This window comes from Pseudoalteromonas sp. MMG006 (genome assembly GCF_018101025.1).
Classification (GTDB): Bacteria; Pseudomonadota; Gammaproteobacteria; order Enterobacterales; family Alteromonadaceae; genus Pseudoalteromonas.
This window is the reverse complement of record NZ_JAGJEJ010000003.1, coordinates 25,624-39,520: the sequence shown is the minus strand read 5'-3', so window position 1 is coordinate 39,520 and position 13,897 is coordinate 25,624. Positions and strand designations below refer to the sequence as shown.

16 protein-coding genes are annotated in these 13,897 nt (G+C 39.1%); 8 read left to right on the top strand and 8 right to left on the bottom strand.

All coding sequences use genetic code 11. The features are described from left to right. The first annotated feature begins 185 nt into the window (after nt 1-185). From J8L73_RS04345 to J8L73_RS04320, 6 genes are all read left to right on the top strand, one after another. Entirely contained in the window at nt 186-866 is a 681-nt protein-coding gene (locus J8L73_RS04345) for a PspA/IM30 family protein (RefSeq protein ID WP_211015015.1), read from the top strand. 10 nt (nt 867-876) lie between these two features. Continuing rightward, the gene (locus tag J8L73_RS04340; RefSeq protein WP_210999339.1) at nt 877-1,083 is read left to right on the top strand and encodes a PspC domain-containing protein; all 207 of its coding nucleotides are present in this window, start codon (nt 877-879) and stop codon (nt 1,081-1,083) included. Between the two features lie 11 nt (nt 1,084-1,094). Further along, complete coding sequence (locus J8L73_RS04335) at nt 1,095-1,421, top strand: hypothetical protein (protein WP_211015013.1); 327 nt, start codon at nt 1,095-1,097, stop codon at nt 1,419-1,421. 76 nt (nt 1,422-1,497) lie between these two features. Further along, nucleotides 1,498-2,010, top strand: coding sequence for a copper chaperone PCu(A)C (locus tag J8L73_RS04330; protein ID WP_211015011.1), 513 nt, complete (start codon nt 1,498-1,500; stop codon nt 2,008-2,010). A gap of 8 nt (nt 2,011-2,018) precedes the next feature. Then, nucleotides 2,019-3,005 (top strand): DUF2333 family protein, encoded by a 987-nt coding sequence (locus tag J8L73_RS04325; RefSeq protein ID WP_211015009.1) that lies wholly within the window; start codon nt 2,019-2,021, stop codon nt 3,003-3,005. A gap of 3 nt (nt 3,006-3,008) precedes the next feature. Then, a complete protein-coding gene (locus tag J8L73_RS04320) occupies nt 3,009-3,779 on the top strand; it encodes a TIGR04219 family outer membrane beta-barrel protein (RefSeq protein ID WP_210998940.1) in 771 nt (256 codons plus the stop codon). A gap of 24 nt (nt 3,780-3,803) precedes the next feature. Here J8L73_RS04320 and J8L73_RS04315 read toward each other — a convergent pair whose 3' ends face one another. Both J8L73_RS04315 and J8L73_RS04310 read right to left on the bottom strand, forming a co-directional pair. Further along, a complete protein-coding gene (locus J8L73_RS04315) occupies nt 3,804-4,691 on the bottom strand; it encodes a TIGR03899 family protein (protein WP_211015007.1) in 888 nt (295 codons plus the stop codon). Continuing rightward, nucleotides 4,660-5,241 (bottom strand): SRPBCC family protein, encoded by a 582-nt coding sequence (locus J8L73_RS04310; protein WP_211015005.1) that lies wholly within the window; start codon nt 5,239-5,241, stop codon nt 4,660-4,662. The genes J8L73_RS04315 and J8L73_RS04310 overlap by 32 nt, the downstream gene beginning before the upstream one ends. A gap of 108 nt (nt 5,242-5,349) precedes the next feature. Here J8L73_RS04310 and J8L73_RS04305 point away from each other — a divergent pair, with 108 nt between their 5' ends. After that, nucleotides 5,350-7,551 carry an EAL domain-containing protein gene (locus J8L73_RS04305; RefSeq protein ID WP_211015003.1) on the top strand — a complete coding sequence of 734 codons (2,202 nt, stop codon included), beginning with the start codon at nt 5,350-5,352 and terminating at the stop codon, nt 7,549-7,551. A gap of 106 nt (nt 7,552-7,657) precedes the next feature. After that, nucleotides 7,658-9,829, top strand: coding sequence for a YgiQ family radical SAM protein (locus J8L73_RS04300; protein ID WP_211015001.1), 2,172 nt, complete (start codon nt 7,658-7,660; stop codon nt 9,827-9,829). A gap of 69 nt (nt 9,830-9,898) precedes the next feature. Here the strand turns inward: J8L73_RS04300 and J8L73_RS04295 are convergent, their stop codons facing one another. From J8L73_RS04295 to hpf, 6 genes are all read right to left on the bottom strand, one after another. Then, a complete protein-coding gene (locus tag J8L73_RS04295) occupies nt 9,899-10,435 on the bottom strand; it encodes a protein disulfide oxidoreductase (RefSeq protein ID WP_211014999.1) in 537 nt (178 codons plus the stop codon). 41 nt (nt 10,436-10,476) lie between these two features. Continuing rightward, nucleotides 10,477-11,835 (bottom strand): magnesium transporter, encoded by a 1,359-nt coding sequence (gene mgtE, locus J8L73_RS04290; protein ID WP_210998946.1) that lies wholly within the window; start codon nt 11,833-11,835, stop codon nt 10,477-10,479. 116 nt (nt 11,836-11,951) lie between these two features. Beyond that, on the bottom strand, nt 11,952-12,224 hold the full coding sequence (locus J8L73_RS04285; RefSeq protein ID WP_058546972.1) for an HPr family phosphocarrier protein: 273 nt from the start codon (nt 12,222-12,224) through the stop codon (nt 11,952-11,954). Nucleotides 12,225-12,253: 29 nt separating this feature from the next. Further along, nucleotides 12,254-13,111 carry an RNase adapter RapZ gene (rapZ, locus tag J8L73_RS04280; protein ID WP_211014997.1) on the bottom strand — a complete coding sequence of 286 codons (858 nt, stop codon included), beginning with the start codon at nt 13,109-13,111 and terminating at the stop codon, nt 12,254-12,256. 16 nt (nt 13,112-13,127) lie between these two features. Next, nucleotides 13,128-13,580: a PTS IIA-like nitrogen regulatory protein PtsN gene (ptsN, locus tag J8L73_RS04275; protein WP_210999341.1), complete on the bottom strand. Its 453-nt coding sequence runs from the start codon at nt 13,578-13,580 to the stop codon at nt 13,128-13,130. Nucleotides 13,581-13,584: 4 nt separating this feature from the next. After that, complete coding sequence (gene hpf, locus J8L73_RS04270) at nt 13,585-13,872, bottom strand: ribosome hibernation promoting factor (RefSeq protein WP_058546974.1); 288 nt, start codon at nt 13,870-13,872, stop codon at nt 13,585-13,587. Nucleotides 13,873-13,897 lie beyond the last annotated feature (25 nt).

Sequence of the window (13,897 nt, the reverse complement as noted above, 5' to 3'; positions counted from 1 at the left end):
TATTAGTCAAAACACTAATTTATTGGCTAATTACACTTTAAGTTGTTCAGCTTGAAGTCACTAAATAATTTAAACTTTAATATTTAACTAATTGAAATTTAATGCTTTGTATAAAGTTTTGTGAAGTTGGCACAACTATTGGAATCCTCTTGCTGTAATTAATTAAAAATCAACAGGAGAATACAATGAGCATATTTAACCGCGTAAATGATGTAATTCAATCAAATATTGTTGCCATGCTTGATAAAGCACAAGACCCAGAAAAACTATTAAACCTAATGCTTACAGAGATGCAAGATGCGCTTAATGAGTGCCGAAGCACAGCTGCTTCTTTACTTTGTGAGGAAAAAATACTTAAACGTCAAATCGAAAATAAAAATACTGAACTTAACAATTGGCAAACTAAAGCAGAGTTAGCTATTGAGAAGGATCGTGACGATCTTGCAAAGTCGGCTCTCATCGAAAAACAGCGTGTAATAGATGTTATTGCTAGTAAGCAAGCTGCACTTGAAGCGTTAAAAGAGTCGATTATAAAAATTACAGCTGATTGCGAACGACTTCAACAAAAAATTGCGCAGGCTAAAACTAAGCAAACGCAATTAATTAAGCGCCACGATGTTGCCATTGCTAGAGAAAAAATAAGTACTACTTTGCAAAGCGAAAAAGTAGCTAACGCACTATCTAGGTTTGAGCAAGTAGAGCAACGAGTAGAGAGTATTGAAGCACAAGTTGAAGCATATGAGCTATCCGATACAGCAAGTACAACAGCCACGCAAATAGAAGCACTTGCTAAAAACGAGAAAATTGACGCTGAATTAGCTCAGCTTAAAGCAAGTAAAAAAAATGACTTAAAACACACGGCTTAAGGGGAATATGATGAATAGTTTTAATCGCCAACGTGGTTGGTATAAAGATACGTTAAATAAAAAATTATCTGGTGTGTGTAGCGGTTTAGCACATAGGTTAGATTTTCCGGTATGGGCAACTCGTTTAGTAGCAATTTTATTGTTTTTGAGCTTTCCGTTTGCAGTAGCGCTGGGATACTTTATTGCGCATTGTTGCCTTGAAGATAAAGCATATTAAGGGGGAAGACCATGAAAGCCATAGCGATATGTGTACTTTTCTATTTATTATTGTTTACCGATTTTATAGCGTTTATACATGTTGATTCTTGGCAATTGCCGTTATGGATTGCCGACATTAGTTGGGCAGGGCTTGAGTTGGTGGGCGCTTTAGCTGCAATCATTACTGTTGTAGCTGTAGTTGCCCTAGTAACAATGGGCTTAGTGGGTGCGGGAATAGTGGCATTAGTAGGAACCGTTTTAGCACTTTTATTTGGATCATTAATGATTGCGTGGCCGTTATTATTTGTTGCAGTTCTGTGTTGGCTTGTTATTGATAACAAAAAAGTGGCCTCTTAATCCTTAATTTAACTGACTATTACAAGTTAACTATGTTAAATTTAGCGTGTAATTTAATGTTTTCACAAGGATTAGAATGATGGCGAGACTGTGTTTTTCGATGGCTTCTGCATTAGTATTTAGTTTTTTTTCGTCATCATTGGCGGCGCACGCAGGGCATGATCATGACGCTGACGTGGCCAAACTTGAAGTCACTAATGCACAAGTAAGGACGTTTTTACCTGCAAGTAACTCAAGCGTGGGCTACCTAACAATAATTAACCACAGTGGTACGCCGGCAACATTAACCAAAGCAACACTTGATGGTTTAGGACGAGTAGAAATACACAAACATTCACATGTTAACGGCATGATGAAGATGCAACAGGTTAAATTGGTGACAATTAAAGCCCACGAGAGCGTAAGCTTTCAGCCTGGGGGTTATCATTTAATGGTGTTTGATCCAAAAGAGCCATTAAAAGTAGGGCAAGAACGTAAACTCACGCTATATTTTAATGACGGTAACCGCTTGTTTACTAATGCTCAAGTGGTATCTCTTGAGGCGCAAGCCGCGCCGACAAAACCATCTAAACATCACGCTCATCACTAGGAGGATAAATGTCGCAACATAAAGGAAAAATAGTAGGTGCACTTGTTGTACTGCTTATTATATTTTACGCCATTGCGGTTTATTGGAGTACCGAGCCTGCACGTTTTGATGTGGTGAGCAATGCTAAAGAGCAAGCAGCCCTTAAAAATGAAACAATGGTAACTGGCTACACCACCACAACAACGTTAATAACAGTAGCGAGCACATTACTTGAAAAGCCAGGTGGCTATCTATCAAATGATGTAATGCCGCCAAGTGTAATAATGGATGATATGCCAGCGTGGGAATATGGTGCACTTGAAATGGTGCGAGATTTAGCGCTTTCAATGCGCAAAGATTTTAGCCGTTCGCAGTCGCAATCAACCGAGCACGAAGCACTTAAAAAGGCGCAGCCGCAATTTAACATTAGCTCTGAAGCATGGGCGTGGCCAAGTGCTGAAGGTGAATACCAAAAAGGAATTGATTACTTACGAGTTTATCGTGCACAAATTGCGAATCAGCATGAGCGTGATAGCCAGTTTTATGCGCGCGCAGACAACCTACGTAGTTGGTTGAAAGAAGCTGAAAAGCGTTTAGGTAGTTTAAGCCAGCGTTTGAGTGCAAGTGTAGGGCAAGATAAAGTAAATACAGATTTAGCCGGTAACTCTTCAAATAAGCAGGCAACTTATAGCCCTCTTCAGCAACAAGTAAGAACATCGTGGTGGGACATTGATGATGTATTTTACGAGTCACGTGGTGCTACATGGGCACTTTTACACTTTTTACAGGCGGTAGAGTACGACTTTGCTGATGTGCTTGAAAAGAAAAATGCACGTGTTAGCTTACAGCAAATTATACGTGAGCTTGAGGCAACTCAAGAAACCGTGTGGAGCCCAATAATTTTAAACGGGAATGGTTTTGGCTACGTAGCTAACCACTCTTTAGTTATGGCAAATTATATTTCTAGAGCCAATGCGGCTTTAATCGAACTTAGCGAACTACTAGCTCAAGGATAAAAAATGAAAAAGTATTGTTTAGCAGCAGCCCTTTCAATGGCATGTTTAGCACCTGCAGCGCAAGCTGACACTTTATTAGGTCTATACGTAGGTGTAGATGGTTGGAAAACGGATAATGACGGACAGTTTTCTTACAAAAATAATGCATCTCAAGATTTTAACTTTGAAGATGAAACTTTTGTAAGTTACTACGCAGCTCTTGAGCACCCAGTGCCACTAGTTCCAAATATTAAGCTAAAGTATACAGAACTTGAACTTAATGGTTCAGCTGTGCTTTCAGATACCTTTAGCTTTAATGGTTCTGATTATGTCGTTGGTACTACGGTCAATACCGTTAGTGACTTAACACACATTGACTACATTCTTTATTACGAGATTTTTGATAACGATTTAGTATCAATCGATTTAGGTTTAAATGCTAAGCAGTTTGACGGTGATATTGTGGTAAATGGTACTACTCAAGAAGGTGGTACTAATTTTACAGAAACTAAAGATTTTTCGGGCTTTGTTCCTCTTGCTTACGGCCGTGCTGAAGCAGGCTTACCATTTACGGGCTTAAGCGTATTTTTTGAAGGTAGCTTTTTGGCTATCGACGATAGTAAAGTACAAGATTATCAAGTAGGTGTAGCGTATGAGCTTATTGATAACCTAGCAGTAGATGTAGCGATTAAAGCTGGCTACCGTTCTATGATATTAGAACTTGATGATGTTGATGATATTACAACTGATATTGATGCATCAGGCCCATTTGCGGGTATTCAGGTTCACTTTTAATTAGTGAGCTTACAGCGTGGTGTGTTATTTATTAACATGCCACGTTAAATCAAACTCTCCTTCAAGTGCAGTGTTAATCAGTTGCTTATACACTTTATTAACTGGGTAATTAATTAACTTTGATAGCTCATCGCCTGTTTGAGTAAATTTATAATAGCTTAAAACCAAGTCACTACTTTTTGCTTTCAATGTCACTTTTTGTGATAAAAATGAGAATGTTAGTTCTTGTCCTGATTTTAAAACCGCCGATTCAATTTCTTTTCTATAGAGTAAATTAAGATCCATAAGTGTTAATATCTCAGGGAAACTAATGCCTGTTTTCCCTAAGTTTAGCGATACTTTATTACCTTTACGCAGTAAATCGAATAGCGATGGTTTTTTATAAAAACCCAGTAGAATGAAGTGGCTATCGTCTTTTTCATTGTATGCACAAAGCGATACACACTTTTGTAGGGCATCAGCTTCACGTTGGGTCATGTGCTTTAAGGTTTGTAAGCTTTTTATTGAAAATGTGCCAGGGTTTAAAGTTTCACCCGTTAGAATTTTTGCCCAAAGCGTTTGCATTGATTGATTTGAAGTGTCTTCGCAAAGCGCTATAAAATGCTCAATCCAATCGGCATCAGGTTGCTTATTACTGGCTACATCAGGGCAAAACCCCATCGCCTTAGCTAAAATCGCTTCTATATTTTGCTGCTGCTTTATTAATAGTAAATCTTTACGTTTTTGCGCCCGCGCTAAAATCGAGTTGTCACTGTTGATATGATAAAGCGGCTTTACATCCCCTTTAGGGCCATAATTTTCACTACTTGAAGAAAGTACGCCATTTGAACCAACTTTAGTTATTGGGTAACCAAGCAAGGATTCAATGATATTGGCAAGATTAATTCTCGCTTGGGCTGTTTTGACTGTCATGGCTTTTTTCTACTCTTTTTGGATTACTAAGCTGAGCAATGGTTTGTAGGTTATTTAATCCTAGAGATACTGTGTTTTTCAGTACATACTCACTTAAAATTGCAGTGTAGCCAGATATCAAAGGCGCTGTGGTTTGGCCCTCAATGATGCAGGTTAAAGTAACGGTATTGTTTTGTTCGATAAATGTAAAAGTACCTGTGATTATGTGCTCAGCATTTAATAAAATATTAAAATCTATCTTATTATCGCTTACAGCGGTAATGGTCATTTCGCCATAGCCCCATTTACCTTGCCATGACTGATGGGCACCAACACCAGAGGATGGCTCGCCTATATTAAACTCAATACTTGAGTCTACTTTCTCCCAAGGAGACCATTTGTACCATTGGCTAAAGTCGGTAATCAGTGGTTTTACTACTTCCTGAGCTGCATTTATCTTTACTGTTTTGCTCACGCTATAGTGCTGTGGAAGTATAAGGCCAATAAGTACCAATACTAACGACAACAATAGTACGCTCTGTATAAGCATTTTTAATGGTTTAATAAGCACACCTTAATGAGTTTTTTGAGTTGAAATACAACAACTTTTTATTAATCGACTATAGTATGAATTAGGATAGAAACCAAAATAATTTTTTGTTATTACGTAGGAGTTCAGATGTCGTCAGAACAAAATGACTTTTTATTTTTAGATCAAGACTATGAAGATGAAGAAGTCGCTGAGCAGTCTAAGTTTTGGGACATTTTAATTGTTGATGACGAGCCAGAAATTCATTCAGTAACAAAACTTGCTTTATCAGGCTTTGAATACGGTGGAGCAGGCTTAAGGTTTCATGACGCTTACTCTGGCGCTGAGGCCATGGAAGTATTGGCCAATAACGATAGCATTTGCTTAATACTTTTAGACGTTATCATGGAAACTGACGACGCAGGTTTACAGGTAGTAAAAAAAGTACGTGAAGAACTTAATAATCAACATGTCAGAATCATTTTAAGAACAGGGCAGGCTGGCAATATACCTGAAGAAAAAGTAATACGTGAGTATGATATAAATGACTACAAAACTAAAACTGAGCTTACACGTTCAAAATTAGTAACGGCCTTGATCACGGCTGTTCGTTCGTACGAGCAGGTGTGCAAGCTTGAGTATCAAAGCTATGCAATGAATACAATTGTTTCTGCGTCTAAATCTATTTTAGGGCTGACGGATATAAAGCAACTTTGCAAAGAGATTGTTGATCACATGGGCATTATTTTGCAATGTGAAGCGCAAGGGTTAGTGTGTAGCAAGCTAGATGGTGATGATTTTATTCAGGTCTTAGGGGGTAATGGCGCATACCATAGCTGCTTTGGTGAAAAGCTCTCTACAATCAATCATGACATTTTTTCTCAAGTCGAGCAGTGTTTTAATCTATCTGAGCATCATTATACTGACTCCACAGCGACTTTTTTATTAAAAAGCAAACACAGAAAAGCCGCTTTATATATTGAATGTGACAACATCCCCACTGATGAACAGCTTCAGTTTGCCGAAATATTTCTAACCAATGTAAGTGTCGCACTTGATAATGTAAGGCTTTTTGTAAAGCTAAGGGATGCGGCTTATAAAGATGTACTTACTGGAATTTCTAATAGAACAAATTTTATAGAACGCGTAGCACACTTTCAAAACCCTCATGTAAATGACTATGTTTTTGTATTAATTGATGTTGTAAATTTTGCAGATATCAATAATGGGCTTGGACAAGAAGTTGGCAATAAGCTTTTAATAGGGATTGTTCAGCGTCTAAAAGAAAGTTACCCGACGGCTAAAGAGTTATCGCGTATTGGTGCTGATGTTTTTGGGTTTCTTGTTAGGCGAGATGAATTTGATTTAAAAGCGCTAAATGAATATTTGAGTAAACCATTTCACGCGGAAGATAATGTATTACCAATTGATTTTAGAATAGCACTTTGTGAACAACAAGACTTTCAAAGTACTGGCATTGATACTCTTAAAGTGGCGTATATTGCCTTAAACCAAGCTAAAAAATTAAAGCACAAGGAGGGTGTGTACTACACCATTGAGATGCAAGATAAAATGGCTTGGCGTTTAGGTATTATAAGACAATTAAGGCATGATTTTTCACGTAACAAATTAGAGGTATGGTATCAGCCACAATTATCACTAGATGACTTGTCATTAATAGGGTGTGAGGCTTTGCTAAGGTGGCCAAGCGAGAATGGGACTTATATATCACCCGCTGTATTTGTACCGTTAGCTGAGGATGCTGGACTAATTGTAGATATAGGTCAGTGGGTGCTTGAGCAGGCTTGCCAACAGCAAAAACGCCTAGAAAAAATGGGTGAAGAAATTGGCATTGCAGTTAACGTATCTGTACCTCAATTTAAAGTTAAAGGTTACGCTCAAAATGTAAAAGCAACCCTAGAAAAGTACGATGTTAAACCTAAAAATATTGAGTTAGAAGTGACGGAAAGCGTCGTAATGGACGAACTTGATACGGTTGTAAATACATTAAGAGAGCTTAAAGAGCTGGGGATAGAAGTGGCCATTGATGATTTTGGTACTGGTTTTTCATCATTAAGCTATATACAAAGTTTACCATTGGATAGACTTAAAATAGATAGAGCATTTATTAAAGACTTACCTGATAAAGACACTGGTGCTATAGCATCGTTAGTTATTTCATTAGGTGCTAAGTTAGGTTTGAAAACCATTGCTGAAGGCGTTGAAACACAGCAACAGGCCCAATTTTTAAAGGATCTAGGTTGTGATGAGGTTCAAGGGTTTATGTACGCTAAACCCATGCCAGAGCACGAACTAATCGAATTTATAAACAAACGAGATAATAAAACTTAAATGAATTAATGATTTATAATTAAAGGCGTGGATACTTTTAATATTGTATAAATACACAATGCTATGATGTATAATTCGCGCCTTTTGTTATTCTACGGCCACATTTATGAGCACACTCAAAGCTAAGCGCGCCTTATTCTCTTACCCAAAATACTGGGCTGAGTGTTATGGCACCGCACCATTTTTACCAACATCACGCGAAGAAATGGATGCACTTGGCTGGGACAGCTGTGACGTAATAATCATCAGTGGCGATGCATATGTCGATCACCCTAGTTTTGGTATGGCTGTAATAGGCCGAGTCCTTGAAGCACAAGGCTTTAGAGTTGGTATTATTGCTCAACCAGACTGGAATTCTAAAGATGCCTTTATGGGGCTTGGTAAACCTAATTTATTTTTTGGTGTAACTGCCGGTAATATGGACTCGATGATCAATCGTTATACGGCTGAAAAACGCATGCGCCATGATGATGCTTACACCCCCGGAAATGTAGGTGGAAAACGCCCAGACCGAGCTGTAATGATTTACTCACAGCGCTTACGAGAGGCTTACAAAGGTGTGCCTATTGTTATTGGTGGTATTGAAGCAAGCTTACGCCGTATTGCTCATTACGACTATTGGCAAGAAAAAGTACGCCGTAGTATTTTATTTGATTCCAAAGCCGACATACTTATTTACGGAAATGCTGAACGTCCATTAGTTGAAGTTGCACATAGAATTGCAGCAGGTGAAACAATGGATACAATTCAAGATATCCGTGGTACTGCTGTTATTCGTAAAGAGCCTTTACCTGGTTGGCGTGGTAGTGATTCAACCGCGATTGATAAAATAGGTAAAATAGATCCGATTCCTAATCCATACGGTGCTGATGATGTTGGCTGTAGTAAGTCAGAATTTAAACAAGCAGGTATTGATTTAAAAGCTGAAGCTGCAAAGCCTATAACTATTCAACCTGCTCGCCCTAAACCGTGGGAAAAAACATACGTAAAACTCCCTGCATTTGAGCAAGTAAGTGTTAATAAACCTCTATACGCTCATGCATCACGTATTTTGCATCAAGAAACAAACCCTGGTTGTGCCCGTGCGCTTTTTCAGCGCCATGGAGATCGCTCTATTTGGGTAAATCCGCCTGCTTATCCGCTTGAAACACATGAAATGGATGATGTATTTGGCTTGCCGTACCAGCGTATTCCGCACCCAAGTTATGGTGATGCTAAAATACCAGCTTACGACATGATTAAAACGTCGGTTAATATTATGCGTGGCTGCTTTGGTGGTTGTTCGTTCTGTTCAATTACAGAGCACGAAGGACGAATTATTCAAAGTCGCTCGCAAGAATCAATAATTGAAGAAATTGAACAAATTAGAGATAAAGTGCCAGGCTTTACTGGGGTTATTTCTGATTTAGGTGGCCCTACTGCTAACATGTATAAACTACGATGCACGAGTAAAAAAGCAGAGAGTACGTGCCGTCGTTTATCGTGTGTTTATCCCGATATTTGTAAACACATGGATACCGACCACACACCAACAATCGATTTGTATAAAAAAGCCCGTGAAGTGAAAGGTATTAAAAAAATATTAATTGCCTCGGGTGTACGTTATGACTTAGCTGTGCGCGATCCTCGATACGTTAAAGAATTAGTAACACATCATGTTGGCGGCTATTTAAAAATTGCACCAGAGCACACTGAAGACGGCCCTTTGTCTAAAATGATGAAGCCAGGCATGGGCGCATACGATCAATTTAAAGAATTATTTGATAAGTACTCAAAAGAAGCTGGTAAAAAACAGTATTTAATACCGTACTTTATATCTGCTCACCCAGGGACAAAAGACGAAGACATGGTAAATATGGCTTTGTGGCTTAAAACGAATGACTTTAAGCTAGACCAAGTGCAAAACTTTTACCCTTCACCAATGGCAAATGCGACGACTATCTATCACACTGAAATGAACTCGCTTCGCAACATCAAAAATAACGCTGAGGTGGTGCCTGTTCCTAAAGGGGCTCGCCAACGTCGATTGCATAAAGCGATTTTGCGCTATCATGATGCATCTGGTTGGCCTATGATCCGTGAAGCACTGCGTAAAATGGGTAAAGCTAACTTAATAGGTAAAGGCCCTAATTGCTTAGTACCAGAAGAAGGCCGAGATGAAAAAGCAGGTAAAGGCGCTAAAGGTCGCCCAGCTTTAACGCGCCATACCGGTTTTAGCCAATTTAAAAAGGCGAATACAAAACCAAAAGTGGGTGGTAATCGTCAGCGAGTAAGGTAATAGCCACGCAAGCCTAAAATTTAAAAGCTCTTTATTGACACATTAGTATGGGCAATAAAGAGTTTTTTGCTAAAAAGCTTCAGATAACCATAAGCGTAATTTAAGCGACCATAAAGGCTGAATGCCTGTAAGCCCTTGCGTCATTTTACTATCTTTTAAGATTATGTAGGAAGGCGTTACTTGTCCTTGCCAATCGGCAAATATCTCACCATTTCGATCATTTATTGTTGTAAAGGTGTAGTTGTTTTCAATGAGATAGCGATGAAGATCTTGATCCGATCCCGACTTTATTGCAATGGTCACTATCGAGTAATGAGTGTCTTTTGCAAGCTCGTTTATAGCTTCAGAGGTAATACTACAAATAGGGCACCAAGTACCCCAAAAATAAATAAGCGTTGGTTTACTTTGGCTAATTTTACCTAGGTTTATGGACTTATCTTGATAGTCTATTAACTGCAATTGCGGGTTAGCTGGCATCACAGGTTGTCGCCACCAATTGATAGCTGTATAAATTATGATAAATATAAAACCATATACCAACACACTCTTTAGTGTTGAAAGCCCTTTATGTTTGAGGGATTTTTTAGGTTTGTTATTAGCTGCCATGAGAGTGCTTATTCAAATCACTTTTATCAAACGGTTTTAACTTATATCAGCAACCAAGTCGCTGTGCCTAAAAAGGCAAAAATACCAACAATATCAGTTACGGTAGTAAGCACAACACTGCCTGCCAATGCGGGGTCAATATTCATCTTTTTCAATATAATAGGAATACTTGCACCCGCCACGCCCGCGACGACTAAGTTCATAAACATAGCGAAAGCGAGTACGCCACCAAGCATAAAATCCCACTGCCAAAGTGCTATAACACCAGCAATTAAAAGAGACCACAAAATACCGTTTAACGCGCCAATGGCAAGCTCCTTCATCATTAAGAAGCGTTGGTTTGTTTGATTTATATGACCTACAGCAATACCACGAATAACAAGTGTTAAAGATTGGCTGCCAGCAACGCCCCCCATAGAAGGCACAATACCGTTTAGCACCGCCAAAATAGGCAATACATCTAAAGTACCTTCAAAAAAGCTTGCTACAAAGGCTGCTGCAAGAGCGGTCAATAAGTTTACACCTAACCAAACTGAGCGTTTTTTTGAGCTTTTTAAAACGGGTGCAAAGGTATCTTCTTCGTCATCAAGACCCGCTAAGCTCAAAAGGCTATGCTCAGCGTCTTCGCGTATTACATCAACAATGTCATCAATGGTGACACGGCCTAACAGGTGTGCGTTATCATCAACTACCGGTGCAGATATCCAGTTATGACGCTCAAAAAGCTGTGCAACTTCACTTTCATCCATAGAGATTGGAATTGATTCACAATCTTCGTCCATTAAATCAAGAACGATTTTTTCTGGTGGGTTAGTTAGTAAGGTACTGAGTGATAATGCACCTAAAAAACAGTTATGTTTATCGACTACATATAAGTCATCAGTGCCTTCAGGGAGCTCGCCTCTGAGTCTTATATAACGGAGCACTACATCAAGAGTAACATCAGGGCGAATGGTTACCGTATCGGTGTTCATCAACGCGCCAGCGGAGCGCTCTTGATATGATAGGGCTTGAGTTGCTCGTTCCCTGTCTTGAATATCCATTGCGCTAACAACGTCTTTATAAACGGTGTCAGGCAGGCTTCGTAGCACTTCACCTAAATCATCATGCCCCATGTCTTCAGTGGCGGCGGCTATGTGCTTAGGCTCCATTTGAGCAATAATGCCTAAACGTACATCTTCAGAGAGTTCTTCAAGAACATCACCTTGCACATCAGGGTCAACTAATTGCCAAAGTAAACGACGGATTTTATGGGGTGATGATTCTAATAATAGTGCAGTGTCACAAGGAGCTGTTTTTGCAAGCATGCGCCTAACTTGAACAAATTGACCACTATTAAGTGACTTGGTCACCTGTTTTAATTGTTGAAGTGGGTAATCTTGTTCAAAAGCTTCAGGCATTGGCGTCCTTTACAAATTTTTATATTACTTAGGGGAGGCGGTAAGTGTACAGGCGCACTAACCTTATTTATAAGCTTAACCGGGTAAAATTTTTTATTACTAAAAGTTAAGCTTAATTATTCTTGTTCATTAAACCGTTGTGCAATTAACTGCCCAACAGCATGTAAGGCTTGCTCAGAATCAGGGCCTTCACACACTACTTTAACTTCTTTACCTTGGCTGCTTTCTAGTAGCATTAATGCAAGTACGCTATCGCCAGCTGCTTCTTTATCATCTTGAAACAGTGTAATGGTGGCATCAAACTGCACGGCTAACTGTGCAAGCACTGTCGCAGCTCTAGCGTGTAAGCCAAGTTTGTTTTTTATTAAAAAAGTGTCTTCACAATGCATAATCTACTCTATGTAAGCTGAACAGGTGATTATTTGGCTGTATTATTTTCTTGTTCACGGTGTCTAATTTTTACATTAGGGTGCGTCATCGCAAAGCTCTCACCAATTGTTTGAGCTAAATACACCGAACGGTGTTGCCCGCCAGTACAGCCAATGGCAATTGTTAAGTAACTACGATTATTACGCTCTAGGTGTGGTAGCCATGTTTGTACAAATGTTTGAATTTGCCAAGTGAATTTTTGTACTATGCTGTGGCTCGCTAAATAATCTTTAACCGGTTGGTCTAAGCCATTTAAAGGCTTAAGCTCTGGCTCCCAATGCGGATTTGGCAAAAAACGAGCGTCAAATACATAGTCAGCCTCTTTAGGGATACCGTGTTTAAAACCAAATGACTCAAAGGTTACAATAAGTTGCTTATCTTTTTTACCGAGAATTTTCTCACGGATAGACTCCGCTAATTGGTGAACACTCAAGTCGCTTGTATCGAGCATAAAGTCAGCACGGGTTACCAATACATCTAGCAATTGTTTTTCTTTTTGTATAGCTAAATCAAGTGGTAACGAGTCAATAGAAAGCGGGTGCAACCGGCGTGTTTCAGAAAAGCGTTTGATCAGGGTTTGATCGTCACTATCTAGATAAAATAAAGTGGGATTTGCAAAACCTGGAAGGTATTCAAAGATATCATTAAATTCATCTTGTTCTTTTGGGATGTTACGCACATCGATACTAACAGCTATTTTATCGTAGGTGTCCGACACACTTCGCACTAAAGAGGGGAGTAGGTTTACTGGTATGTTATCTACGCAATAATAACCTAAATCTTCTACAACGCGTAAAGCAACCGACTTTCCAGAACCGGAGCGGCCACTTATGATAATTAACTCCATTTATCACCCTTTTAAACTACGATTGGTTAACAATGACTTGGTAAAGCTCAGCATCAGATTTTGCACAGCGTAGCTGTTTACAAAACTCTTTGTCATTTAGTCTATCAGCTATAGTTGCAAGAGTCTTTAGGTGCTGCTGGTTATCGCCATCTGGTACGATGAGTGCAACAAATATATCAACTGGGCGGTTATCAATCGCGTCAAAATTTATTGCTTTTTCACTTACAAGTACTAATGCTAATGGCTCTTCTGCACCACTCATTCTTCCATGAGGGATTGCTATACCACGGCCTATCCCCGTGCTGCCAAGTTTCTCTCTATTCATTAAAGCAGATAAGATATCTTGTTGGGAAAGGTAAGGAAGCTTTTCATGAGCAAGCTCACTAATAAACTCTAAAATTCTTTTTTTGCTATTAAAAAGGACCGCAGCTTTGCTGCAGTCCTGGCATATAAGTGAGCTTAATTTCATCATATTAGTGTCGAGCAAGCTTCTCTTTGTGTTTAATAACTTGACGATCGAGCTTATCAATCAACGAGTCAATGGCAGCATACATATCTTGATGTTCAGTAGATGCAAATAATTCTGCACCACTTACATGGATAGTAGCTTCAGCTTTTTGGTTGAGTTTTTCTACATCGAGAATGACATGAACATTGTTTATATGATCAGAATGCCTTTCTAGCTTTGCAAATTTATTATTTACGTAGTCTCTCAATGAATCAGTAACATCTACATGACGACCAGTTAAGTTTAGTTGCATAAGCGTTTTCCTCTTTGTTTTGCGT